This window comes from Kocuria sp. PD6 (genome assembly GCF_031844145.1).
Taxonomy (GTDB): domain Bacteria; phylum Actinomycetota; class Actinomycetes; order Actinomycetales; family Micrococcaceae; genus Kocuria; species Kocuria marina.
Window position 1 is genome coordinate 265,615 of sequence record NZ_JAUZUS010000003.1, and the last position, 24,239, is coordinate 289,853.

22 protein-coding genes, 1 tRNA gene and 1 pseudogene are annotated in these 24,239 nt (G+C 70.3%); 12 read left to right on the plus strand and 12 right to left on the minus strand.

Annotation, left to right across the window (positions count from 1 at the left end; genetic code table 11):
* Positions 1-65: 65 nt before the first annotated feature.
* On the plus strand, positions 66-3,899 hold the full coding sequence (locus tag Q9R22_RS04305; RefSeq protein WP_311254077.1) for a hypothetical protein: 3,834 nt from the start codon (positions 66-68) through the stop codon (positions 3,897-3,899).
* The gene (locus Q9R22_RS04310) at positions 3,889-4,290 is read left to right on the plus strand and encodes a hypothetical protein (protein ID WP_207387884.1); all 402 of its coding nucleotides are present in this window, start codon (positions 3,889-3,891) and stop codon (positions 4,288-4,290) included. Before Q9R22_RS04305 ends, Q9R22_RS04310 begins: the two co-directional genes overlap by 11 nt.
* Positions 4,291-4,378: 88 nt before the next feature.
* Here the strand turns inward: Q9R22_RS04310 and cpaB are convergent, their stop codons facing one another.
* The 3 genes from cpaB to Q9R22_RS04325 all read right to left on the minus strand — a co-directional run bounded on the left by cpaB (position 4,379) and on the right by Q9R22_RS04325 (position 6,336).
* A complete protein-coding gene (gene cpaB, locus Q9R22_RS04315) occupies positions 4,379-5,053 on the minus strand; it encodes a Flp pilus assembly protein CpaB (RefSeq protein ID WP_131332501.1) in 675 nt (224 codons plus the stop codon).
* Between the two features lie 222 nt (positions 5,054-5,275).
* Entirely contained in the window at positions 5,276-5,629 is a 354-nt protein-coding gene (locus Q9R22_RS04320) for an FmdB family zinc ribbon protein (protein ID WP_131332502.1), read from the minus strand.
* A 68-nt stretch (positions 5,630-5,697) separates the two neighbouring features.
* Positions 5,698-6,336, minus strand: a complete 639-nt coding sequence (locus Q9R22_RS04325; RefSeq protein WP_311254078.1) for a 5-formyltetrahydrofolate cyclo-ligase — start codon at positions 6,334-6,336, stop codon at positions 5,698-5,700.
* A gap of 122 nt (positions 6,337-6,458) precedes the next feature.
* Between Q9R22_RS04325 and galU the strand changes: the two genes are divergently transcribed.
* The 4 genes from galU (at position 6,459) to Q9R22_RS04345 (ending at position 11,103) form a co-directional block, all read left to right on the plus strand.
* Positions 6,459-7,367 (plus strand): UTP--glucose-1-phosphate uridylyltransferase GalU, encoded by a 909-nt coding sequence (galU, locus tag Q9R22_RS04330; protein WP_035965884.1) that lies wholly within the window; start codon positions 6,459-6,461, stop codon positions 7,365-7,367.
* A 13-nt stretch (positions 7,368-7,380) separates the two neighbouring features.
* Positions 7,381-8,025 (plus strand): GNAT family N-acetyltransferase, encoded by a 645-nt coding sequence (locus tag Q9R22_RS04335; protein ID WP_131332504.1) that lies wholly within the window; start codon positions 7,381-7,383, stop codon positions 8,023-8,025.
* 94 nt (positions 8,026-8,119) lie between these two features.
* On the plus strand, positions 8,120-9,070 hold the full coding sequence (locus tag Q9R22_RS04340) for a hypothetical protein (protein ID WP_242670611.1): 951 nt from the start codon (positions 8,120-8,122) through the stop codon (positions 9,068-9,070).
* A gap of 80 nt (positions 9,071-9,150) precedes the next feature.
* The gene (locus tag Q9R22_RS04345; protein ID WP_131332505.1) at positions 9,151-11,103 is read left to right on the plus strand and encodes a CYTH and CHAD domain-containing protein; all 1,953 of its coding nucleotides are present in this window, start codon (positions 9,151-9,153) and stop codon (positions 11,101-11,103) included.
* Positions 11,104-11,290: 187 nt separating this feature from the next.
* Here the strand turns inward: Q9R22_RS04345 and Q9R22_RS04350 are convergent, their stop codons facing one another.
* Together Q9R22_RS04350 and Q9R22_RS04355 are read right to left on the minus strand one after the other, a co-directional pair.
* The gene (locus Q9R22_RS04350; protein ID WP_131332506.1) at positions 11,291-13,069 is read right to left on the minus strand and encodes an MDR family MFS transporter; all 1,779 of its coding nucleotides are present in this window, start codon (positions 13,067-13,069) and stop codon (positions 11,291-11,293) included.
* The gene (locus Q9R22_RS04355; RefSeq protein WP_144931415.1) at positions 13,066-13,686 is read right to left on the minus strand and encodes a TetR/AcrR family transcriptional regulator; all 621 of its coding nucleotides are present in this window, start codon (positions 13,684-13,686) and stop codon (positions 13,066-13,068) included. Before Q9R22_RS04355 ends, Q9R22_RS04350 begins: the two co-directional genes overlap by 4 nt.
* A 305-nt stretch (positions 13,687-13,991) precedes the next feature.
* On the opposite strand from Q9R22_RS04355, the gene Q9R22_RS04360 reads away from it, so the two are divergent.
* The 5 genes and pseudogenes from Q9R22_RS04360 to Q9R22_RS04380 all read left to right on the plus strand — a co-directional run.
* Entirely contained in the window at positions 13,992-15,017 is a 1,026-nt protein-coding gene (locus Q9R22_RS04360) for a hypothetical protein (protein WP_242670612.1), read from the plus strand.
* Between the two features lie 11 nt (positions 15,018-15,028).
* Positions 15,029-16,237, plus strand: coding sequence for a glycosyltransferase (locus Q9R22_RS04365; protein WP_131333880.1), 1,209 nt, complete (start codon positions 15,029-15,031; stop codon positions 16,235-16,237).
* The gene (locus tag Q9R22_RS04370) at positions 16,227-17,192 is read left to right on the plus strand and encodes a WcbI family polysaccharide biosynthesis putative acetyltransferase (protein WP_131332507.1); all 966 of its coding nucleotides are present in this window, start codon (positions 16,227-16,229) and stop codon (positions 17,190-17,192) included. The genes Q9R22_RS04365 and Q9R22_RS04370 overlap by 11 nt, the downstream gene beginning before the upstream one ends.
* Positions 17,189-17,731 (plus strand): DUF3253 domain-containing protein, encoded by a 543-nt coding sequence (locus Q9R22_RS04375; protein ID WP_311254079.1) that lies wholly within the window; start codon positions 17,189-17,191, stop codon positions 17,729-17,731. Before Q9R22_RS04370 ends, Q9R22_RS04375 begins: the two co-directional genes overlap by 4 nt.
* Positions 17,732-17,795: 64 nt before the next feature.
* Positions 17,796-17,918, plus strand: a pseudogene (locus tag Q9R22_RS04380) (M20/M25/M40 family metallo-hydrolase); the annotation flags it as partial.
* Between the two features lie 84 nt (positions 17,919-18,002).
* On the opposite strand, the gene Q9R22_RS04385 reads toward Q9R22_RS04380, so the two are convergent.
* From Q9R22_RS04385 to Q9R22_RS04410, 6 genes are all read right to left on the minus strand, one after another.
* A complete protein-coding gene (locus tag Q9R22_RS04385) occupies positions 18,003-19,232 on the minus strand; it encodes an amidohydrolase family protein (protein WP_311254080.1) in 1,230 nt (409 codons plus the stop codon).
* A 34-nt stretch (positions 19,233-19,266) separates the two neighbouring features.
* Positions 19,267-20,199 (minus strand): cation diffusion facilitator family transporter, encoded by a 933-nt coding sequence (locus Q9R22_RS04390; protein ID WP_085106452.1) that lies wholly within the window; start codon positions 20,197-20,199, stop codon positions 19,267-19,269.
* Positions 20,199-20,627 (minus strand): helix-turn-helix transcriptional regulator, encoded by a 429-nt coding sequence (locus tag Q9R22_RS04395; RefSeq protein WP_131332509.1) that lies wholly within the window; start codon positions 20,625-20,627, stop codon positions 20,199-20,201. Before Q9R22_RS04395 ends, Q9R22_RS04390 begins: the two co-directional genes overlap by 1 nt.
* A gap of 388 nt (positions 20,628-21,015) precedes the next feature.
* Positions 21,016-21,657, minus strand: coding sequence for a pyroglutamyl-peptidase I (locus Q9R22_RS04400; protein WP_131332511.1), 642 nt, complete (start codon positions 21,655-21,657; stop codon positions 21,016-21,018).
* A gap of 27 nt (positions 21,658-21,684) precedes the next feature.
* Positions 21,685-21,906, minus strand: a complete 222-nt coding sequence (locus Q9R22_RS04405; RefSeq protein WP_131332512.1) for a DUF2200 family protein — start codon at positions 21,904-21,906, stop codon at positions 21,685-21,687.
* A 198-nt stretch (positions 21,907-22,104) separates the two neighbouring features.
* Positions 22,105-22,177, minus strand: a tRNA-Ala gene (locus Q9R22_RS04410).
* A 146-nt stretch (positions 22,178-22,323) separates the two neighbouring features.
* Here Q9R22_RS04410 and Q9R22_RS04415 point away from each other — a divergent pair.
* The gene (locus Q9R22_RS04415; RefSeq protein ID WP_242670614.1) at positions 22,324-23,091 is read left to right on the plus strand and encodes a LysR substrate-binding domain-containing protein; all 768 of its coding nucleotides are present in this window, start codon (positions 22,324-22,326) and stop codon (positions 23,089-23,091) included.
* A gap of 10 nt (positions 23,092-23,101) precedes the next feature.
* Here the strand turns inward: Q9R22_RS04415 and Q9R22_RS04420 are convergent, their stop codons facing one another.
* On the minus strand, positions 23,102-24,178 hold the full coding sequence (locus Q9R22_RS04420) for a mechanosensitive ion channel family protein (protein ID WP_085106457.1): 1,077 nt from the start codon (positions 24,176-24,178) through the stop codon (positions 23,102-23,104).
* Positions 24,179-24,239 lie beyond the last annotated feature (61 nt).

The following is a 24,239-nucleotide window of genomic DNA, read 5'->3' on the forward strand; positions in this document are numbered from 1 at the left end:
GCGGTGCGCCGGTCCGCCCCATCCCCCGTGGTGAGCAGACCGGCGCACTCGTGAGTAGGAGCACCATGTCGACACCCGCCCCGGACCGTTCCCGAACAACCCCCCAGGACACGGGCGCCACGGGCGAGCGCGAACACCCCCGCGTGTCCCTGCGTTCCTGGACCCAACAGATGGACGCCTACACGGGCCCGGACACCCTGCTGGACTTCAACCAGGTGGACAACGTCTGCATCGATCTCACCGAGGCCAACTCCTCGGGGCAGGCACAGTTGCTCATGGGCCGTCCCACCCGGCTGTCCACGATGATCCACCAGGACAGCCCCGCGTACGAGCGCGCCGTGCGCTCGGCCCGGGCGCTGCGCACCAAGGTCCACGAGCTGTCGGTAATGCACGGTCTGGACGCCTCCTATCTGGCCGCGGGCACGGCGTCGTGGCTCGCCGATCCCGTGGCGGACGGGTTGCGCCGGTTCATCGCCCCGGTCCTGCTCGCCCCGGTCACGGTCAAGTTGCGCCCGGACCACAAGGACTTCGAATTGCACATCGTGGGTCCCGCCCACCTCAACCCGGCACTCGTGCGTCGGCTGCGCGAGGACCACGGCGTGGAACTGGCCACGGCGGAGATGTCCCGGCTCGCGTACGGCACCCGCAAGTTGGACCCCGCGCCCGTGCTGGAGACCCTGCGCCAGCTCGCGGCCCACGTCCCGGGCATGCACGTGGAACACCAGTTGCTGGTCTCCACGTTCGCGGATCTGCACGAACGTCCCGCGGACGAGCACGTGGTCGCGCACACCCAGTTGATCGAGGACCTCGCCCGGCTCAAGAACCCCGAGGTCGGCAAACTGCCAGTCGTGCGCCCCCTGACCGATCAGGCACCCGGTCTCGACGAGCGCGACCCCGCCCAGGAGCTGCTGCTCACGGACCTGGACGCCAATCAGCAGGAGATCGTGGACCTCGCCGAACAGGGTGAGAGCTTCGTGGTCGCTACACCCGTGGGCACCGCCGCGGTGGACACCGTGGTCTCCACGGTCGGCGCACTCGTGCACCGCGGCCGCAGCGTCCTGGTGCTCGGCGAGTCCCGCACCACGCTCGCCGCGTTCAACCGCGCGTGGAACCGCACCGGCCTGGACTCCCTCGTCCTGCCGCTGGGCTCCCACCTGAGCCCGGACGACGTCGCCGAGCGGCTCGTGCGCGCCGTCGCCCGCAACGAACGCGCCGAGCAGCCGCAGCTGGAACAGCACCTGGACGCCCTGCAGCGCAGCCGCGAACAGCTGCGGGTGCACGAGGAATCCCTGCACGCACTGCGTCCCCGCTGGCAGGCCTCGCCCTACGAGGCCATGCAGGCGCTCGCGGAACTGACCGCGCGCACCCCCGGACCGCAGACCGCCGTGCGGTTCCGCCGTTCCGTGCTGGACGCAGTGTCCCACCGCAGCGAGGTGCAGCGTCAGCTCCAGCGCGCCGCGACCCTCGGCGCGTTCGACGCTGCGGCGCTCACGAGCCCGTGGCACGGTGCGCGGCTCGTCAACGACGACGAGGCCCGTGAGGCCCACGACCTCGCCAAGTCCCTGCTGCTCGAACTGACCACCCTCAAGACGGCCATGCGCAACGTCCTGGGGGTCTCGGGGCTGCGCGTGGGCTCGACCATCGGCGAATGGGAGCAACAGCTCGAACTCGTGATCGAGGTCGGGGAGTCGCTCGAGTACCTCACACCGGACATCTACGACCGGCCCGTGACGGACCTGATCGCCGCGACGGCCTCAGCGTCCTGGCGGCGGGACCACGAGATCGAGCTGAGCGGGCTGCAGCGCTCCCGCCTGCGCAAGGCCGCCAAGGAATACCTCCGACCCGGCGTGCACCTCTCGGACCTGCACTCGGCGCTCGTGAAAGTGCAGTCCGAACGGGACAGGTGGCGCCAATGGGCCACCACGCTCGAACAGCCCGCCGTCTCGGACCGCGCCGGGGAGACCCTGCAGATCGATCGCCGGTTCCGAGAGGACCTCGAGGGGCTCGCGATCGCACTCGAGGGCTCCCGCACTGCCGCGCGCCTGGAGACGGCCGGGGTGGACGAACTCCAGGAAATCCTGGACGAACTGATCAACGACGAGGCCCACCTCGCGACCCTGCCCGAACGCACCGTGTTGCTCGACGACCTGCGGGCGCGCGGGCTGGGGGAGTTCCTGCAAGACCTCGAGACCCGCGCGGTACCCGCCGAGCGCGTGGGCGAGGAACTCGACCTCGCGTGGTGGCAGTCCGTGCTCGAGGCCATGATCAGCGGTGATGACTTCGTGGCCATGCCGGACGGTTCCGAGCTGCGCCGCACGGAATCCGTGTTCCGCCGCGCCGATTCCGCCCACATCGCGGCCGCACCGGCGCGACTCGAGTACGCGCTGGCCGAGCGTTGGGCGCGGGACACCAAGCGCAACCCCCGGGAGGCTCGCGCGCTGCGGAACATGCTGCGCAGCGGTCACGTGCGCACCGAGGAGCTGGACCGGGTCCAGCACCTCACGCCGTCGCTCGTGCCCGTGTGGACCGCGAGTCCGCTCGTACTCACCGCCACGCTGGGGGAGGAGCAGTCCGTGGACACCGTGGTGGTCCTGGACGCCGAGTCCACCCCGCTGGCGGCCACGCTGCCCGCGCTCGTGCGGGCGGATCAGGTCATCGCGTTCGGTGACCGCAACGCCGCGGGTCCTCAGCCCTTCACGGTGGCCCCGCACGTCGCGGCCCGGGACACTCCGCAACCCGTCGCGGACATCGACTCGGCGTACGACGCACTGACCCGCGTGGTGGACTCCCGGTCCCTGACCTCGGTGCGCCGGCCCATGGACCCCCGCTTGTTCGACTACCTCAACGACGCGTTCTACGACGGCACCCTGACCCGCGTGCCGCAGGCCTCGGAACTGACGAGCGTGAGCACGGGGATGTCCGCCGAGTACGTCGTGAACGGCGTGGGCGTGCTCACCGCGGGCAGCGAAGGGGTGCAGGCACCCACCGCAGAGGTCCACCGCACCGTGGACCTGGTCTTCGCCCACGCCGAGCGGCACCCCGAGCGGTCCTTGGCCGTGGTCACCGCGAGTGCGATGCATGCCGCCCGCGTGGCCCAGGCCGTGCAGCGTCGACTGCGGGAGACCGGTGAGTCCGCCGAGTTCTTCGCTCCGGGGCGGGAGTCCTTCCGCGTGGTCGAGTTGCACCGGGCCGCGGGGATCGAGCGGGACACCGTGATCTTCTCGCTCGGCTTCGGGCGCACCACGTCCGGGCGCAGCACCCCGCAGTTGGGTGCACTGTCCGAGCGGGACGGGCGCCAGGCGTTCGTGCGCGGGATGACCCGCTCGCGTCGCCATACGCACATCGTCACGTCCATCCACCCCAAGGACACCGAGCCGCGGCGGCTGCAGAACGGCGCCAGGGACATGTACCACATGCTCGAGATCCTCTTTGGGGAGGACACCACGTCGGAGCGCGCGGTGGCTCCCGCCGAGGACACCGACGCCGCCCCGGATGCTTTGGTCGCTGATCTCGCCCGACGGCTGCGGGGCGCCGGAGCCACGGTCCACACCGGCTACGCCCACATGATCGACATGGCCGCGTACGCGGAGACCGAGTCCTTGTCCGCGGGGGCTGTCACCCAGCGTGCGGCCACGGGCGAGCCCGTACGCATCCCGGTGGCGCTGCGCTCCGACGGGTCCGAGCGCAGCCGCGCGCTGAGCGTGAGCGAACGCTCGCGGCTCATCCCGCAACAGTTCGAACGCGCGGGGTGGAACTACGTGAGCCTGTGGTCCGTGGAGGTCTTCACGGACCCGCAGACCGTGGCCGGTCTCGTCCAGCGCTACCTCGGCCTGGGGCCCGATGCGGGGTCCGACTCGGAGACCGACGCGCGGAGAGTGAGCGGTTCGCGTGACGACTGATCGCCCGGCGGGCCGTCCTGAGTCCTCGCGGGACGGCTCGGACGCCGGGGACGGGCGCTCGCGGGACGAGGCGGCGCCGAAGGAGGTGGCTCCGGATCCTGCGCGGGGCCCAAGGCCCACGGATGGCGAGGACGCCCCGGGCGCAGCGGTCACCTCGCCCGAGGGCGCCCCGGATGGCGCCACTTCCGCCCAGCCCGGGGGACGACGCCGCCGCGGCCACCGCCGCGCGACGGGCGGAACCGCGCCGGACGCGGAGTGCGCGCTGCGCACCACTGAGTGGGGTGCGGGCTCCGACGAGCTGGGCGGCGACGCCCCGGACCCCCGGGAGGCTGCCGCGGAGAGCGGCCACGCGCAGTGGTTGAAACAGCAGCGCCCGCCCCACTGGGGGTGAGCCGGCTGCCGGATGGATCCGGTGGTGATTCCACCCGAGTCCGTATGACCTCGACCCGGGGCAGGGTTTTGCATGATCCCGCGTTCCCTCACGACGACACCAGGACGAGGGACACCCGACCCGTCCCGTCGAGCGTGGCCAGTTCCGCGGCGGTCTCACGGGACGCCGCCAGGACCACGAGCCCGGCATCCCCGTCGGTGCCCGACGCGGAGAGCAGGGACGAGGTGTCGGGGGAGCGTGCGGTCGCGGCCCACAGCACGGTGACCGATTGGGCCACGGCGCGACCGCGCCCGTTCGAGGCATCGTCGGTGTGGTGCACCACGTCCACCACGTCACCCGGTCGGACATGTCGTAGCACCGCGGGATCGCTCACCCGCACCGTCGCAGCGGTGGTCCCCTGGGGCTGACCCGTGAGCACCCCGGGGCCCAGCACGGTGGACGGTGTCACGGGTTGCCCCGCGGTCAGGGCGATCGTGGTGGTCTGCCCCGCGGCGTCGTCGGGACTGCTGAAGGCTGACGCGGGGGTGAGGGCGGACGGGAACTCTGCGACCGTGAGGTCACCAGGCGCAAGGGACTGGCCCGCGGGGATCTCCCGGGCCGCCGTGACCACGGGTGTGGTCTGCGCGTTCGGCGGGGCGAGTCGCAGGATCACGAGCGTCAGGGCCAGGGCACACAGCGCCGCGGCCACGAGGCGGTGGCGGCGCCGCACCGCGGTGCGGACGCGCAAAGCCAGCGGATAGTGCGGACGGGATCGGGAGCGCATACCCGGACGCTAGGCGGGTGGCGGCGTCGTCCCGGAGCGGCGTGGTGGATCGGTGGAGACCGGGGGTGGGCTCAGCGCCGAACGCTCACCCGTGCAGTGCGCTCGCCGCGGTGAGAATCAGGCATGCGCCGGTCTGTCGACCCGGGTCCCGTCGTGCCGGGACGCCGCGCTGGTCCGGTCAGCAGCGGGCCCGGCGGAAGTGACCGTGGGAGCGACGTCGACTCAGGACGCGGAGGTCGACCCGCTCGCGGTCGAGGCGGAGGATGAGCTCGTGCCGCTGCCGGAGGTGGCGGACGCAGCGGTGCCGGAGTCCTTGCCTGCGCCCTTGTCCGCGGCCGGGGTCGCGGTGGCATCCGCCGATCCCGAGGTGCCGGAGGAACTCCCGCTCGAGGAGGAGTCCGAGCGCGAGTCGTTGCGGTAGAAACCGGAACCCTTGAATACCACGCCCACCGAGTTGAACTTCTTCCGCAACCGGCCGCCGCATTCCGGGCACACCGTCAGGGCGTCGTCGGAGAAGGACTGGCGGATGTCGAAAGCATGGCCGCAATCTTTGCAGGCATAGGCGTAAACGGGCACGGGTGTTCCTTCGAGGGGTGAGGGTGGTTTACCGACCTCACATCCTACTCGCCCGTCCACGGCTGCGGTCACTGCCCGGAGGGCCCCAGGGGCACGACGCCGCGTTCCGTGAGGACGCTGCCGAGCACGGCATCGTGCGCTTCGCGGGGGACGGTCCCCGCCGGCAGCACCTCGTCCGCGTAGCAGCAGGCCATGGCCTCCAGCCGGTGCTGGGTCCCCGTAATGCGCGGCAGGAACCGGTCGTAGTACCCGCCCCCGAAGCCCAGCCGTACACCGGCCTCGTCCACCGCGACCACTGGCACGAGCAACACCCGCACCGCCGTGAACACCTCCGCCCCGTGCCGTTCCCCGGCGGGTTCGAGCAGCCCGGGCAACGCCCCCTGGACCAGAGGGGCATCCGGGTGCCACTGCACCCAGCTCAACTGCCGCAGGGGTTCCACCACGGGCAACCAGACCCGGTGGCCGCGGTAATGCGCCTGCGTGAGCGCGGACAGCAGGGGCGGCTCGTCCGGCAGCGGCAGGAACGCAGCGAGGTCACCCGTCCCGGTCCCGGCGAGGACGCGCGCCAGGTGCTCCGCGAACCCCGTCTCCGCCCGGTGCCGTGCGGCCGCCCCACGACGACGCCGCCGCGCCAGGATCCGTGCGCGCAATCGCGCCTTGTCCTCGGGGACCGGGGATGCGTCCGCGGGGGATGCCGTGGGGTCCATGCGTCGTCGACCGTCCTTCCCTGTTCACCGTGGGGAGTACATTTCCCGAGAATTCTCGCATTCCCGGTATCACACGGGCGTTGGAACGCGGGCGCTCGTGTGCGGTCGTTTACCCTGATCCCATGAGTCGTGAAGAGACCAAGCGCGTACACAAGGCCGTCATCCCCGCCGCGGGGTTGGGCACCCGATTCCTGCCCGCCACCAAGGCCATGCCCAAGGAAATGCTGCCCGTGGTGGACCGCCCGGCCATCCAGTACGTGGTGCAGGAAGCCGTGGATGCCGGCCTGGACGACGTCCTCATGATCACCGGCCGCTCCAAGCGTGCCCTCGAGGACCACTTCGACCGCGTCCCCGCCCTCGAGGCGCAACTGGATGCGTCCGGCAAGAAGGCCCTGTTGGCCGAGGTCGAGCACGCATCGGACCTGGGCGAGATCCACTACCTGCGGCAACAGGACCCCAAGGGGCTGGGACACGCGGTGTTGCGTGCCAAGACCCACGTGGGCGACGACCCGTTCGCGGTGCTGCTGGGCGACGACCTGATCGACGAGAAGGAAGACCTGCTCGCCCGGATGATCCGCGTGCAGGAGCGCACCGGCGGTTCCGTGGTGGCCCTCATGGAGGTGCCCCGCGAGAACATCAGCGCGTACGGCTGCGCAGACGTCACCGCCGTCGAGGGGGAGGACTACGTCCAGGTCAACGGCCTCGTGGAGAAGCCCGCGCCGGAGGACGCCCCATCCAACCTCGCGATCATCGGCCGCTACGTGCTGCACCCGGAGATCTTCGAGATCCTCGAGAACACGGCCCCCGGTCGCGGTGACGAGATCCAGCTCACGGATGCCATGCAGACCATCGCGGACCGCGGGGATGCTGCCCACGGCATGTACGGCGTGGTCTTCAAGGGCCGCCGCTTCGACACCGGAGACAAGCTGTCCTACCTCAAGGCGAACATCGAGCTCGCGTGCGAACGCGAGGACCTCGGTCCGGGCCTGCGCGCCTGGATCAAGGACTACGCCCGCGACCTCGAAGGCTGAGGTCCCCACCTTCGTGAACACGGCTGCCGAATGGCCGGTCACCCTTCAGTGGGCGCAGCTCGTGCTGCGCCCACTGGCCATGAGTGACCGCGGTGAATGGGACCGGGTGCGCTACCGCAATAAGCAGTGGCTCGAACCATGGGAGGCGAGCAACCCCGAGGCGGACGGCGCGGCGCCGTCGTTCCGTGGTTTCGTGCGCTCCATGACCAAGCAGGCGCGGGAAGGGCAGACCCTGCCGTGGCTGATCACCGAGCAGGACCCCGGGACCCGGCGCCACGAACTCGTGGGGCAACTGACCGTCTCGGGCATCACCCTGGGCTCGTTCCGCTCCGCGACGTTGGGATACTGGGTGGACGGCGCGCAAGCCGGACGCGGGATCGCCCCCATGGCGGTGGCCATGGCCACCGACTACTGCTTCGAGCACCTGAACCTGCACCGGATGGAGATCAACATCCGGCCCGAGAACGCCAAGTCACTGCGGGTCGTGGAGAAACTCGGTTTCCGGGACGAGGGACTGCGGCGGCGGTTCCTGCACATCGCTGGGGACTGGGCGGACCACCGCAGCTTTGCGCTCACCGCGGAGGAAGCACCGGAGGGACTCGTCCGTCGCTTCACGGGGGAGGACCGCGGGATCACGGTCCGGCGCGCGTCCCGCTGACGGCTGCCTCGTGCGGTATCGGCCGGCGTCATGACAACATCGATTTACATTGATGTGAGCAACACGCGCCCCCGTTCCGAGGGATCACCATGCAGTGACCTACCCTGAAACGGTGGGATTGTCGTGGGTGAGCAGTTCGGCCGTGTTGGCCGTTATCATCGTGCTGTGCGTCGTGTGGTTCGCGCCGCGCGTGGCTCGGCGCACCAACGCTCCCGTACGTGCCCAGATGGAGGCCCCGGATCTGCAGACCGAAGCCGTGATCCACAGGCGGGAGCGCGTGGGCGCGGAGTCCACTACAGTGCACACAGTAGCCTCATCACACGTCCACGAACGGGAGACGACAGCCATGGAGACAACGGCACCCGCGCCGGCCGCGACCACAGTCCAGCGCGGTTCCCTGGCGGGGTTGCGGATCAAGTGGGACCGCACGATCATCTTCCTCACCGGTGTGCTGTTGCTCGTCGCCGCCGTGATGAGTGCCCTCGCGGCACCGTTGACCGCCGTGTCCTGGGCCGTGCCCGTGGTTCTGTTCCTGCTGGGTGCGGGTTGCGTGGCCGGTCTGCGCTACCTCGCCGTGACCGATCGTGAGGAGCGTACCGCGTCCCGTCCCGCGATCGCTGACGTCGCCCCCGTGCAGTACGCGATCTTCGACAACGAGGACGAGGACCGCCAGGAAGCCGCTCAGCACGACCGCGAGCTGCACGCGTCCCTGGATCTGCCCGTGGACGGTGAACAGCCCGCCACCGGAACCGCCGAACGTCCCGCGGAACCCGCCTACACGGTCGCCGAATTGCGCGCCGAGGCCCTCAAGGTCGCTCGCAGCACCGCGTCGGCCGGGTCGAGCGCTGCCACATGGCAGCCGGTCCCCGTACCCAAGCCCCTGTACACGCAGGCGCCCGTGGTCGAGCGCAGCGAGCCGGAACCCCTCCGGGTGCCCGAGCGCCCGGCTGCGCGTTCCACGTCCCTCAAGGAAGCCGTGCGCGCCAGCGAGCAGGAACCCGCGGCGCTGAACCTCGACGACGTGTTGAAGCGACGTCGGGCCTGAGAGCTCTGCAGAAGAATCGTTGACAGCAACGCGCCGCGGGACCCGACCAGGGCCGCGGCGCGTTCCACACAGGGAGCACCATGGTCACCCAGCAGGTCGAGATCGAACGCAAGTACGACGTCGCGGGGCAGCGCACCCCCAAGCTCAAGCTGCACAAGCTCGAGCACTTCACCGTGGGTGAGCCCGTGGAGCACGAGATGAGCGCCACGTACTACGACACCGCGGATTTCGCGCTCGCGCACGCGAAGGTGGCCGTGCGGCGTCGCACGGGTGGCAGCGACGACGGGTGGCACGTCAAGTACCAGGCCGGGCACGTGCGCGGCGAACTGCATTACGAGCCCTTGAAGACCTCCGCCCGGCGGATCCCCTCGGCCCTGCGCAAGGTCCTGCTGGGCCTGACCCTGGGGGAGGACCTCACCCCGGTGGCAACCATCAACACCCACCGCACGGTGTACCCGGTGCTCGGCGAGGACGGGCAGTACGCGGAGCTGTGCCTGGACGCGGTCAGCGCGCGCGACGAGCGCGGCGGGGTCACGCGCGAGTGGTCCGAGTGCGAGGTCGAGCTCACGCGCGACGACCTCACCCAGAAGCAAGCCCGCACGGTGTTCGAGGCCGTGGAGGCCGTGCTGTACGCGGCGGGGGCGGCGCCGTCCTCGTCGGTCGCGAAGATCGCCCGGGCCCTGGGCCAGGACGGTGGCGACTCCGTGCGGGTCGTCGCCCCGGAGCACGCCGCACAAGCCGGTGCGCCCAACGACGCCGCCCTCCCGGACCACGCCAGTTCCGGCACCGATCACGCCACGTCCTCGGACGGTGGTGTGAGCGAAACAGATGCCGCGAAGGCGTCGGCGGAATCGGAGCGGGGTTCGGCCACGAAGTCCGAGATGACGGGCGATGCGGAGACGGACAAGGGCTCCGGCAAGAAGCCGGGCAAGAAGGCCAAGGCGGAGAAGTCCGGGAAGAAGTCGAAGAAAAAGACCGAGAAGAAATCGGGGAAGTCCTCGGACAAGGACTCTCAGGTCCCCGCTGCGGCGGAGCCGGAGCCCGAAACGGAGTCCGAGCCGACCGGAGCGGACGTTCTCGCGGCGATGCTCGCCCGCCTGACCGGGGAGCTGCAGCGGTGGGACTTCGCCGTGCGGATCGACGCCCCGGACTCGGTGCACCAGTTGCGGGTGCGCTCGCGGGCGTTGCGGGCCGTACTGCAGGCCGCGCGTGGGTTCGTGACCGAGGACGTCGTCGCGGATCTTGAACAGCGCCTCAAGGGTGTTGCCAGGGTCCTGGGTGATGCCCGCGATCAAGAGGTCGCCCGTCAGCGACTCGACGTGTTGCTCGAGGCCCAGCCCTCCGGCGTGGTGACGGAGCAGGCCAAGCAGGAACTGCGTGCCGCGGCCGACCAGCTCGGCGTGGTGGCGGGCCGCACCGTGCGCCGGGAACTCGACGGTGCCGCCTACCTGCAACTCGTGCGGGACCTGCGAGTGCTCGCGGCGGGCCAGGACATCACCGAGGACGCGGCGCAACTTTCGGCCAAGGACTTCGCCAAGACCGTGCTGGGTGCCGCGTTGAACCGTGTGCTCGTCTCCGCCAACGCCAAGGTCCCGGACGCCGATGTCGCGACCGACGTCAGCGACATGGCTGCCGAAGTGGGTCGACGCATCACCCTCCCGGGTCTGGACGCAATGCAGACCGCCGCGGCGTTCGACGTGGTCCACGAGACCCGCAAGGCCGCCAAGTCCGCGCGGTACGTGTCCGAGGCACTGGGGCACGCCCACGCCACGGCGGGCAAGAAGCGGGTCCGTGCGGCCGCGGTGGCCAAGGACTACCAGGACGATCTGGGCGTGATCACGGACGCCGCCGTCATGGAGGAGTGGTTGGCCCGGGCCAGCCGGTCCTTCCAGCGCACGGGCAAGGACCGCTACGCGGTGGGTCTGCTGCACGGGATGGAGTTGTCCGACCTGCGGGACGGGATGCTCGAGGCGCCGGAGATCCTCGAGGATCTGGTGGAGGACCTGTGCGAGGTACTGCCGTCGGAGGACTGACGAGCACCGCCCCGCCCCTGGGGTGGATCCCAGGGGCGGGGCGGTGCTGTCGCGCGGTTGCGGGCCCGTGATGTCGGGCACTGCATTCGTGGCGGGGCCGTCTCGCCTCAGCGCCCGCCCGGTCAACGCGGAGCGGCTGGTCCCGGGGTGCGAACGGCGTGCACCACTCGGATCCCGGAGCGCTCTTTCAGGCCCGGTGGCGCGGCGCCGGGCGGCCACCGCGTCGGCCTCTGCGCGGCGGGCGGGCCGCGGTCTGCCTGGCTGCCGACGCCTGCGAGGTCTCCCGGGTTCGCGGGGACTCAGAGGCGGCACTGTCCGTCACGGTCCCCGGCTGACGAGGGGATTCTGCGGGGCGGTCCGAGGCGCCCACCGCCGCCTGCGCCTCGGTGGCGGTGGCCTCGACCGTGGAGATCTCGCCCGTGCTCAGGTCCACGCGGGTGGCCAGGGGCTTCTCCTCCACGAACAGCAGCAGCACGAACGCGAGCACCGCGAGCGGGATCATGAACAGGAAGATGGGCAGCAGGGCGTCGTTGTAGGACTGGATCACCGGGTCGCGGAACATGACCGGCAGCCCGTGCACGCTCTGCGGGGTGAAGGAGTTGGCGTCCATCGCCCCGGCGGACTTGCCCGGGATCTTGGGCAGGTTCTCCGCCAGCAGGTCCTTCAGCCGGGAGATGAACAGCGAGCCCACCACGGCGGAGCCCACGGTGGCTCCCACCTGGCGGAAGAAGTTGCTGGAGGCGGTGGCGGTGCCCACGATCCGGTTGGGCACCGAGTTCTGCACGATGAGCACCAGGATCTGCATGCTCAGCCCGATGCCCGCGCCGAACACGGCGAGGAACACGCACATCCGCACGGTGGAGTCCGAGACCTCCAGGGTGGACAGCAGCCACAGGCCGACGCCCATGATCACCATGCCCACCAGGGGGAACAGCTTGTACCGACCCGTGCGGGAGACGATCTGGCCCGAGACGATCGAGGTGATCAGCAGGGACGCCATCATGGGGGTCATGAGCAGACCGGCCTGGGTGGCGTCCACACCCTTGACCATCTGGATGTAGGTGGGCATGTAGCCGATCGCGCCGAACATGGCCACGCCCACCGCGAGCCCGGACACGGTGGTCAGGGTGAAGTTGCGGTCCTTGAACAGGGACAGGGGGATCACGGGGCTGCTCGCGCGGGTCTCGGCGATCACGAAGGCGATGGCCCCGGCCAGGGTGGTGGCGCACAGCAGCAGGATCTGCGGGGAGTTCCAGTCGTACTGGGTCCCGCCCCACGTGCACACCAGGATCAGGCACGTGGTGGCACCAGCCAGCAGGATCATGCCCAAATAGTCGATGCGTTCGCGCTCCTCGCGGGGCCGCCGGGGCAGCTTGAGGAACACGGCCACCGCGATGATGGCCAGGATGCCGAGCGGGATGTTGAAGGAGAACGCCCAGCGCCAGCCGGGACCCTCCGTGATCCAGCCGCCCAGCAGCGGCCCGGCCACCGAGGACACGGCGAACACGGCGCCCATCACGCCCATGTACTTGCCGCGCTCACGGGCGGGGACCACGTCCGCGATGGAGGTCTGGGCGAGGATCATCAGACCACCGCCGCCCAGGCCCTGCACCACGCGGGCGGTGATGAGCCAGCTCATGGTCCCGGCCGCCGCACCCAGGGCGGAGCCCGCGATGAACAGCACGATGGCCGCGATCAGCACGGGCTTGCGGCCGAGGAGATCGGAGATGCGGCCGTAGACCGGCATCATCACGGTGGACGCCAGGATGAAGCCGGTGATGACCCAGCTCATGTGGTCCACACCGCCCAGGTCTCCCACGATGGTGGGCAGAGCGGTGGAGAGGATGGTCTGGCCGAGGGACGCGAGCAGCATGACGACCATGAGGCTCGCGAACAGCAGTCCGAGGTGGGGTGGTTTCTCGTCCACAGGAGGGCTGGATACAGCCCGGGTGGCGGTGGCGGTCATGAGATCTCCTTGAGAGCGGTGCGGAAGACGCCGATGGCGTGGTCGAGCGCGCGCTGGATGGCGGCGTCGTCGGGTGTGGTGGCCAGATGCGTGTTGGTACGGAACACGAACTTGATGACCGAGCCGGCCAGCAGGACGAACGCGTGGGTCGTCTCCTCCGAGCGGGGAGGGGTGTCGCGCGCGGAGTGTTCGGTGACGGTGGAGACCACGAGGTTCTCCACCGCGGTGATGTGCATCCCAATGCGCCGTTTGAGTTCGGGGTGGGCGCACACCAGTTCACGACGGCGCGTGGCCAGTTCCGGGGGTCCTGTGGCGTCCCGGAGGACGTCTACGAACAGGCGCACGGTGCGAGCGAACTCGTCCCCGGCGTCAGGATCCGTATAGCGCTCGCGAGCGGCCTCGGACAGTCGCGGCGGGGTGAGCCCCAGCATCGCGTCCTCCTTGGACGAGTAGTAGTTGAAGAACGTCCTGCGGGAGACCCCGGCACGTTCGGCAATGGCTTCCACAGCGGTGTCGGCGTAATTCCCCGACGTCGCGAGCTCCAGCGCGGCGCGATGGATCTCCGCGAGGGTGCGAACACGGTGGCGTTCACGCAGGGAGAGATGGGATTCAGGCACGACGAAAATCCTATGCACGAGTGCAAAGTTGCACAAGTGCAACGAGTGCACGGGTGAAGTGAGTTCCGCCACGACGTGCGGGGTGTGACCGGCAGCCAACCCGGGTCCTTTAAGACGCATGCGATGCCCACCCGGGCCCTCTCGGACGCACCCGGTACCCACCCACCCGCCCGCTCCTGGCCGCCGCGGCAGCCGGACTGCACAACACCTGGGGCCCGAAAATGCACGGATTCTCGAATCCACGTGTTGTTCCGGGACACAGATGTTGGGGGCCGGATGGATGGCCGGGTCGATACAGTGGGGCGGTGACAGTTCCCCTCCTCGCCTGTGTGGGCCCGGCCCAGCACGGTGTCCGCATGCATGCCGAGGCACTCGCGCGGCACACCCCGGAAGCCCGATCGGTGTCCGGCACGGTCGACGAACTCCTGCCCGGCCTGCTCCGCGACGACGCCCCCGTGCACCTGCACTTCACCGACCGCGTGTTCGGCGATTCCACCACGGCCGCCGCGGACACGATCGCCCGTTTGGCTCGGGTCCGGCCCGTCTCGGTGACCCTGCACGACATTCCCCAGCCGTCGGACGGCCACGCCTTCGAGGCGCGACGTGCCGCCTATGCGCGCGTCGCGGACCTCGCGCGCACCGTGATCGTGAGCAGCACGTCGGAACGTCGCCAGCTCGAGCGGTTCGTCGCAGCCGATGTCACCGCCGTTTTCGTGGACCCGCTGCCCATCGATCCGCCGGAGCCGGGGGAGTGGGCGGCCGCGCGACGTCACCCGGCGAACGGCACTCCGAGCGTGGCGATGCTCGGCTTCCTGTATCCGGGCAAGGGCCACGACCGTGTGGTCGCGGCCCTCGAAGGTGTGCTCACCCCGGTTGACGTCGTGGCGCTGGGCCGCCCCTCGGACGGTCACGACGACCTCGTCCCGGCCCTGGACGCCGCGGCCCGTGCGCTCGGGCATTCGTTCAGCGCCACGGGATTCCTGCCCGACGCCGCCCTGACCCGCGCCGCGCAAGAGGTCACGGTCCCGGTGGTCGCACCGTCCCACGTGTCGGCGTCCGGATCGGTGGGCCGGTGGATCGCGAGCGGACGCAAACCCCTCGTGACGCCCCACCCGTTCTTCGAGGAACTCGCGGCGCGGGCCCCATGGGCGCTTACGCTTACCGATGACCTCCCGACGGCGCTGGCTCGCGCACTCGAGGATCCCGCCGCCACGTGGATCGATCCCGCCGCGTGGGATGTAGCTCAGGTCCCCGGCACGGCTGCTGCCGCCGCAATGCAGTGGGAGCGGATCACGGGGGATCGACTCACACCTCGGCGAGGTGCGCTGTGAGCGCGCCGTCGATGAGCGTCATCGTCCCGTACTTCGAGAACCAGCGCGGCCTGGACCGCCTGCTCGCCGCATTGGCGCAGCAGGACCACCCGGTAGAAGAGGTGGAGGTTGTGGTCGCCGACGACGGCTCCGCAGAGGCCCCCGCGATCCCGCCCGTCCCGTTCACGTGCACCGTGGTGCGCCAGGAGGACCGGGGCTTCCGCGCGGGGGCGGCGCGCAATCTCGGGGCGCGCACTGCGCAGGGTGATGTGCTCGTGTTCCTGGACGGGGACATGATCCCCGAGCCGGGGTTCGTCTCCGCGATGCTCACCGGGCTCACCCGTGCGGATGACGGCCACGGCGCGCTCGCGGTGGGCGCTCGCCATCACGCGGCGCTCGACGGCCTCAACGTGCCCGCCGTGCTGCGCTGGGTCGCGGGCGAGGACGTCCCCGGCGCACGTCGGCTGCAGGATCCCGTGTGGCTCGCGGACGGCTACGCCCGCACGGCGGATCTGGCGGACGCGGGGACCGAGGACTTCCGGCTCGTGATCAGCGCGCTGCTCGCGATGGACCGCGCACTCTTCGAGCGCTGCGGTGGCTTCGACGAGACCCTCGTGGGCTACGGCGGCGAGGACTGGGACCTGGCGTACCGCTGCTGGCAAGCGGGGGCGCGCTTCACCCACGTACCGGGGGCCGGGGCGTGGCACGACGGTCCCGACCTCGCCGGCCGCAGTGCCACGCGCGCGGTCAAGGACGCCGAAACTCTCGCCCTCGCCCGGCGGATCCCACTGCGCAGCACGCGCGGGTCGGGTGTCGCGTTCGGCCAACCGTGGGCGGTCGTGCAAGTGCACGGGCACGACGACGCCGCCGAGGCCTACCTCACCGCCGCCCACGTCCTGCGCGACACGGATGCCGGGGTGTGGTTCGTGGACCGCGCGGAGGTCCCGGACGCGCTCGCCGAGGACCCCCGGATCCGGATCGGTGCACCACCGCAGAACGTGCTCGACCGGGCCGTGGTCCTCGCCGATGTCCACGCGCCCCTCACTCTGGACGTGCCCCTGCGTCGGTGGTGCGAGCGCGGGGAGACTTATGTGCCGGGGCTGCTCACGGTGCGTTCCGTGCGTGCCGTGAACCGGGCAGAATCGAATCCGGTGGACGTGGACCCGGACGATCCGCAGGTCCCGGTCCACGCCGCGGACACCGCACGACGACTCGAGGACAGGGTGGGACATGACCACTGAACCGACGAACGACGCACACATCGCGGGCCGCCGGGTGCACTACGGGGACTTCTACGGGCTCAACGGACTCCCCGACGTCCCGCTGTTCGCGGTGTACGGCAACTGTCAGGCCGAGTCCCTGCGCGTCCTGCTCCACGGCGCACTGGCCGGTGCGTGGTACGGCGTGCGCCTGCCACCCGTGCACGAACTGACCGAGCAGGACCTGTCCCACCTGCACGCCCTGTTGCCGCGGCTCGCCCTGTTCGTGACCCAACCGGTCGTGGCCGGATACCGCAGCCTGCCCCTGGGTAACGACGACGTCCTCCCGCGCCTGGCCGACGACGCCCGGGTCGTGCGCATCCCGGTGATGCGCTGGACCGCCCTCATGCCCACGCTCGCGATCGTGCGGGCCCCAGGCGTGGGGGACCCTCCCGTGGCTCCGTACCACGACCTGCGGGTGCTGACCGCCGCGGCCCGGGGTGAGTCCACGGTGGAGCTGACCAGCCCGACCCCGGAGGCAGTGTGGGCGGCACGGGAAGAGTCGCTGCGACAGCTGCGGGTGCGGCAGGACGCGCACCGTGCCCTCGATGTCGCCTCGATCCTGGATGCCGCCGGCCCCAATGCCGTGCACGTGATCAATCACCCGGGTAACGGTGTGCTCACGGAGGTCGCTGCGGCGATCCTGGCGGAGGCCGGCCTCAGCGCGACCGTCCCCGATCCCGGGCGGGTACTGCTCGGTGGGATCCGCGCTCCCATATACGCGAGCACGCTCGAAGCCCTCGGTCACGATCCAGACGACTTGATCGGGGGTCCGCACGATGACTGGATCATCCACGGGGAACACATCCCGGAACAGGACATCGCGGCCGAACACCTGCGCTGGTACGCCCGGAACCCTTCCGTGGTCACGGCCGGTCTGGCGCGCCACGAACAACTCATCTCCCGCCTGGGACTAGACGGGGGGCTGCGCCGATGACCCCGGAAAAGAAAGACGCGGCGACCGCGGCGTCGTCGGGCCCCGAACGCACTGCGGACGGGCACCACATCGTGGTCAACGGGCGCACATGGCGCGCCACGGACCCGTGCATCCCCGAGAAGTTCCGGGAGGAACTCGTCCGCGAACTCATGAGCGCCCGGCGAGCCGTGAAGTCCAAGGACGAACACGCGCGCGAGCGGGTCCAGGACGCGAAGGTCGCGCTGGGGGAGCGAGGTGACCCGTGGTGGGAGAGCCCCTCGGAGTCCGGACTGCGGGAACGGCGTGCGGCCACGATCCGTGCGTTGCTGCGGCACCGAGCGGGCACGACGATCTGCCCGTCCGACGTCGCCCGGGCCCTGGGCGGGGACGAATGGCGGGACGACATGCCCGGGGTGCGGGCGGTGGCCCGGGAACTGGCGGACGTGGGGGAGATCACGGTGCAGCAAAAAGGTGAGGCAGTGGACATCACCACAGCCCGTGGCCCGGTCCGGCTCGCGCCGGGACCGGAACTCACGGGGATGCCGGCGGACGGGGACTGAGACCGCCCGCCCGGACCGAGGAGGTCGCGTGACGTTCCTGGACGACGCGACATCACTGCGGCCCGACCTGCACACCGCTGGTCTCGTGGGCGCGGCCACACCGCTGAGCGCTCGCCGGGACGACCTGTCGGGCAACGTCGTGTTCATGGTCCAGCCCGGCGAGGAGGGACCCGGCGGAGCGGCGCCCAGGTCGCGGCCCTCGCCGAACTCGCGTGGGAGCGTCTGGCGCGCGCCTGATGTTCCTGCCGGGGGCCGGGGCGGTGCGCCCCGCTCAGCGCACCCGTTCCCCGGCCTGCCACACCCCGCGGACCCGGCCGCGCAGTTGCGTGACGCCCTCGCGGTGGAGATCGCCCTGGAGTAGGACCAGATCCGCCGTGGCGCCACGCTCGAGGTTGCCCAGGCACGGTTCCTCGATGAGCTGCGCGGCCGTGGATGTCGCGGCACGCAACGCGTGAGCCGTGGACATCCCGTTGGCCGCCATGAGCTCGATCTCCTCGAGGTTCTCGCCGTGGGTGCCCACGCCCGCATCCGTGCCCATGGCGATCTTCACGCCAGCGTCGTGGGCCTTGGCCACGGACGCGCTGTGGGCTTGCGCCACGCGGCGGGCCTTCTCGACCACGCCCGGGGGCATGGGCACGCCCGCCTCGTGGGCCGTGATCACCGCGAGCGGGGCCTGCAGCGTGGGGACCAGGAAGGCGTCGTTCTCCAGGAGCAGCTCGATGGCCTCGTCGTCCAGGAAGATCCCGTGTTCCACGGATCGTGCTCCGGCGCGCAGGGCGTTCTTGATCCCGGGGGCACCCTGCGCGTGGGACATCACGTAGGCACCCTGTGCGCGGGCCTCGGCCACGATGACCTCGATCTCGTCCGGGCCGAACTGCGAGTGCTGCGGATCGTCGTCGGGGGACAACACGCCGCCCGTGGAGCAGATCTTGATCTGGTCTGCACCGGCCCGCAGGATCTCGCGGGCCTTGCGCCGCACGCCGTCGGGACCGTCGGCCACGCCGTCGGGGCGGCCGGTGTGCGGCGCGAGCATGGGTGAGCACGCACCCGAGAGCAACCAGCTGTCCCCGTGGCCCCCGGTCTGGGACATGATGCTCACCGAGAGTTTCACGCGTGGTCCGCGGACCAGCGCGGTGGCCAGGGAGTGCTTGAGGCCGGCGTCCGCACCGCCGGCATCGCGCACGGTGGTCACACCGGCGTCGAGCGTGCGGCGCATGTTGTCCACCGAGCGGTAGAACTGCGTGGAGAACGGTTCCGCGAAACCCGCGAGGGACCCCGCGTTGCTCACGGTCAGGTGTACGTGGCAGTCGATGAACCCCGGGGTGAGCGTATGTCCCGAGCCGTTCACCGTGCGCGTGTCCTGCGAGGCCTGGATCTCACCGTGCGAGGCCACCCGCTCGATGCGTCCCTCGCGCACCAGGACGTCCCTGGTCCCGGAGTGGAAGTCCGTGCCGTCGAAGACGACGACGTCCGTGAACAGCGTGCTGGTGGGTTCCCTCATGGTGTCCTCCCGGGGCGTGGACGTTGCGGCGGAGTCAGGCGTGCAAAACCTCGTGGGATTCCGAATCGCGAATGTCCGCCGTTTCGATCTGGAACGTGGAGTGGTGTACCGACACGTCGAAGTGTTCCGCGACACACGTCTTCACGTCCCGGAGCAAGTCTGCCGCATGCCCATCCCGGAAGCACTCGTCCTCCACGACCACGTGCGCGCTGATGGTGGGCAAGCCCGTGGCGACCGTGGAGGCGTGAACGTCGTGCACGTCCACCACGTGGTGCAGGGCCATGATGTGCTCACGGAACAGGTCCAGATCCAGGCCGCGCGGCGTGAACTCCATGAGCACCGCTGCGGTCTCGCGCATGATCCGCACGGCGCGGGGGAGGATGAGCGCGGCGATGAACAGTGCCGCCACGGTGTCTGCGCGCTGGAACCCGGTGGTCGCGATCACCACGGCGGCCACGATCACGCCCAGCGAGCCCAGGGCGTCGTTGACGACCTCCAGGAACGCGGCACGCATGTTGAAGTTGCTCTCCCGACTCGAGGACAGCACCAGGATGGCCACCACGTTGCACGCCAACCCCACGGCACCGAAGACCAACAGCTCCGTGGGCGGTACCTCGCGCGGTTCCACGAGCCGCCGGACACCTTCCACAGCGGCGAAGATCCCCACGCCTAGCAGGAGGGTGGCCTGGCCGAGGGCCGCGATCACCTCCACGCGCCGGAAGCCCCACGTGTGCTTGGAACTGGCCGGGCGCGTCATCAGGTGCGCCGCGACGAGCGCTACGAGCAGCCCGATCGCATCCGTCAAGGCGTGGACGGTGTCGGTCAGCAGGGCCAAGCTCCCCGTGATCACCGCCCCCGCCGCCTGGGCCACGACCATCCCCGCGGTCAACCCGAAGGCCACCCGCAGTCGCCCCGGGTGTCCTGTGGCCCCCGCGTGGGTGTGCCCGTGTACGTGTCCGGCGCCCATTACTCGGCCTCCCGTCCCGACGACGACGCCACCCCGCCACGCGCTGCAGCGGTCCCGGTGGCGGGTCCCTGCGGGGGATGACGCAAGTGAGCGCACAGCACCGCGTCGGTGCCGGTGGCGTGCAGGATGGGTTCCGCGGCTGCGATCAGGGCCGCGAGTTCATGGGGGCGGGTGAGCGAGTACCACGTGGCGCGCCCCTCCGGCCGTGCCTGGATCAGGTGGCACTCCACGAGGAAGCTCAGGTGCTTGCTCACCGTGGACTGGGCCAGGCCCATGTGCTCCACGAGGTCCCGGACCCGGTGTTCCCCCGAGGCCAGGTGCTGCACCACGGCCAGCCGGGTCGGTTCACTCAGGGCCTGGAACAGGTGCGCGTACGCCGCGGTGGCTCGTGCATCCAGCGTGGGGAGCTCACTCACTTCAATCGCCATGGAGCGATGATATCGTTCCACGCCGCATGCGGGAAAGCGTGGGACGATGTGTCGCCCTGGCCGCCGCGAACGACGCCCACCCCGCGAGCCTGCCCGGCGTCGTCGAGCTCCAGAATCCTGGCTGAGTCGCGCTCGCTGACCAGGGGAGTGCCCCCGTGGAAGGCAACGGGCCACGGCGCGTCCAAGTTTTCGGTCAGGTCCGGGGCTCACCCAACGACGACGCCGCCGCGGCCGTTTCGCTCGGGTCGGTTCGGACGTCCGGTCGCCGTTGCACGAGGTCAGAAGGAAAAGGCCGGACACAAGGAACGCGGTGGCTGCGGGACGCGATGTGGACACCATGCTGAGCTCCTTTCGGGGCCGTGGCGTGGATCCGGCCTACCGGGGCTGTTCAGGCCGACTGCGATCCTGACTCGAGGGCGACGGCGTGGACAGCGGCCGCCAGCGCGTGTGCGAGGTCATCGAAACTCAGCGCTGAATCCGCGGGGGTGTGATCCGGGTCGGTCTCGGCACCGATCCCCGCTGATCCTCTCGACCTGACCGCGGGTACGTGGATGAACGCGGCGGGCAGATCCGTGCGGTGCAGCGCGGTCCAGAAGACGGCGTTGCACAGGAAAGCGCCTGCGTCGTCGGAGACCTCGGCCGGGATGCCCGCGTCCCGGACGGCATGGGCGAGCGCGGAAGGGTCAATGCGGGACTCGAGGCGCTCGGGACCCTCGGCGAGGGGAGCGGCGTCGCGGACCCCGCCGGCGTTGTCCGGGATGCGCCCGTGCCCAAAGTTCCTGGCCCACCGCTCAGGGGTGACGGCCGTTCGGCCGCCCGCTTCACCCACGGCCACGACGGCGTCGGGCCGGTGTTCCTCGACGGCCCGCAGCAGCGCGGGACCCGCGCCGGACCACGTGACGGGGAGGATCGCCGTGGCGATGCGTACGCCGTCGCTCGGCGCGAACTCGCGGAGCATGTCGACGGCGACGCCGCTCGCGTTCTCCGTCTCTCCACCGAAGGGCTCGAAGCCGGTCACGAGGATCTTCATGGGCTCACAGTATCCGCGCGCGGCGGGTCAGCCTCGGAGGATCTTCTCCATGGCAGGGGCGTCGGTGAAGAAGGTATGGAAATCGACGTCGTTGTCGAGCTGGCTCCGCAGCTGCTCGGGGGAGTATCCGGTGAGCCAGCAGATGATCTGGTCCACCTCGTCCTTGGTGCGGCTCTTCTTCCCCGCCTTGGTCACGTAGTTCGGGTACACGCTGGCGACGCTCGTCGTGTAGCTGCGGTGCTGGGTCATGGGGCCATTCTGCCGGGGTAATGGGTGGGGATACACGTGTGCCCCGAAAAGACACGTCCCCGGCGAATCGCATGTCTTCACGGGGCACAGATGTTCGCGACGGTCCGGCGGCCGCGCTCCCGACTCCATCGATCGGGAGCGCGGCGCGCGGACAGCAAAGATCCCGTGCCCTTCCGGACACGGGATCTGAGAAGAATGTGGAGCTTAGGGGAATCGAACCCCTGACCTTTTCATTGCGAACGAAACGCTCTACCAACTGAGCTAAAGCCCCGAACAACAGGGAACACTCTAGCCCTCCGCGCCGGTTTTCGCACATCCGTGCGCCACGAAGCCGCACGTATCACTCGGATGGGCCTGCACGCCCAGCTCGGACAGGCCCGGACATGGCGCACGCACGGGTGCACTTAGGGTGGGAGCATGACCGCAGCGGACACCCCGACACCCCCCTCTGAGCCCGCGGAGCCGGGCGCGTTCACCGTGGGGTACGTCCCCGGTGTCATGCCCGGCAAGTGGTTCGGCCGGTGGCGCGAGCGCAGGATGCACCCCGAGCTGCGGGACGTCCTGGTCCCGGCCGCGGAATGGCGCTCGGCGCTCCACGACGCCGCCGTCACTGCGTGCTTCGTCCGGCTCGGCTGGGCGCCGGGGGATCCCTCGCTCGAGGACCTGCGGGTCACCCACAATGCGGTGCACCTGTACGACGAGCTGCAGGTGGCGGTGCTGAGCACCGACGACCTCCTGACCGTCCTCGACTCCCTCACCCTGGCGCAGCTCACCGAGGAGTCCACCCCGCAAGCGCACGCCGACATCGACGACGCCGCCATGGCCGTCGAACTCGCCGCCGCCGGCGTGGGCCCCGTGGTGCTGCCGATGTCCGTGGCGCGCCTGCATGCCCGCAAGGACGTGACCTTTAGAGAGCTCACGGACGCCCCCACCGTTCCCGTGGTCCTCGTGTGGCCTCGCGGCCTGGATGACGAGGGCGAGGACACGGTGCAGCGGTTCGTGGGGATCGTGCGTGGCCGTAAGGAGTCCAGTGGCAGGGAAGCGCCGCGAGACGGCGGCCGCACCAAGGATGGGGCCCGTGACAGGGACAGGCGAGCAGCGTCATCGGCGGGGAAGCGTAGCGCAGCGAAGCCGGGACGCGGGCGGCCCTCCCGGGGTGGGGGAGTCCGCCGGAAGCGGAGCTGACGGCCCGCGCTCAGCCGTCCCCGCGGCGTTCCGCGGACGTGGTTCCCTCGCCGGACTCGTCGCGGCTGGGGGTGCGGCCGTCCGGGGTGTGGCTGTCCACGTCCACGGGTTCGGGGCGCACCGGGGTGGTGCGCAGCTTGCCGGTCGTAGGCACACGCGGCACGGGGAAGGACGTGGTGGGTGCTTCTCCCTGTGTCTCGGGCTCGGCCCCCGTGCGCACCGTGACCTGGTTGGTCAGCGGGATGCGCAGCCCGTCCCGGTCGAGCATTTTTTTGATCCGCACCCGCATCACGCGGGCCACGTCCCACTGCTCGAGGGGAGCGGTCTTGACGGCCAACCGGATCGTGATGCTCTCACCCGAGATGTTCTCCACACCCCACACCTCGGGGTCCGCGACGATGCTGGGACCCACGTCCGGATCGTCACGCACGAGCCGGGCTTCGTGTTCGATCATGTCCGCGATCAGGTCGATGTTGGTGTCGTAGGGCACGGGGATGTCCAGGACACAGCGGGCCCAGCCCTGGGACTGATTGCCCACGCGCAGGATCTCGCCATTGCGCACGTGCCACAGGGTGCCCTTCACGTCCCGGACCTGGGTCACGCGCAACCCCACGTTCTCCACGGTGCCCACGGCCTCACCGAGATCCACGGAGTCACCGATGCCCAATTGGTCCTCCGCGACCATGAAGATCCCGGAGAGGTAGTCCTTGACCAGGGACTGCGCACCGAAGGACAGCGCCACGCCCGCGATGCCCGCGGAGGCGAGCACCGGCCCGATGTTGTACCCGAGTTCCGAGATGATCATGAGGATCGCGATCGCCCACACCGCCACGGTGGACACGGACGAGAGCACCGCTCCGATGGTCCTGGCCCGCAGGCTCTGGCGTTCGGATGCCAGCCCCGCGTCCTGCACCCAGCGGGCCTGGCCGTGGTCGAAGCGCTTGATGATCCGCGATTGGGTGCCGCGTGCAATCCCCCGGGTGATCTTGCGGATCAGCAGGCGCACGAGCGCGGAGACCACCACGGCGCCCAGCAACACGAGCACCACGCGGAACGGTTTGTCGAGCCAGAATTCCCAGTTGTCCATCCCCGCCAGGGTAATGGCCCGGGATGCGTGCCCGCTCAACGCGGAGCGGGAGCGGCCTCCG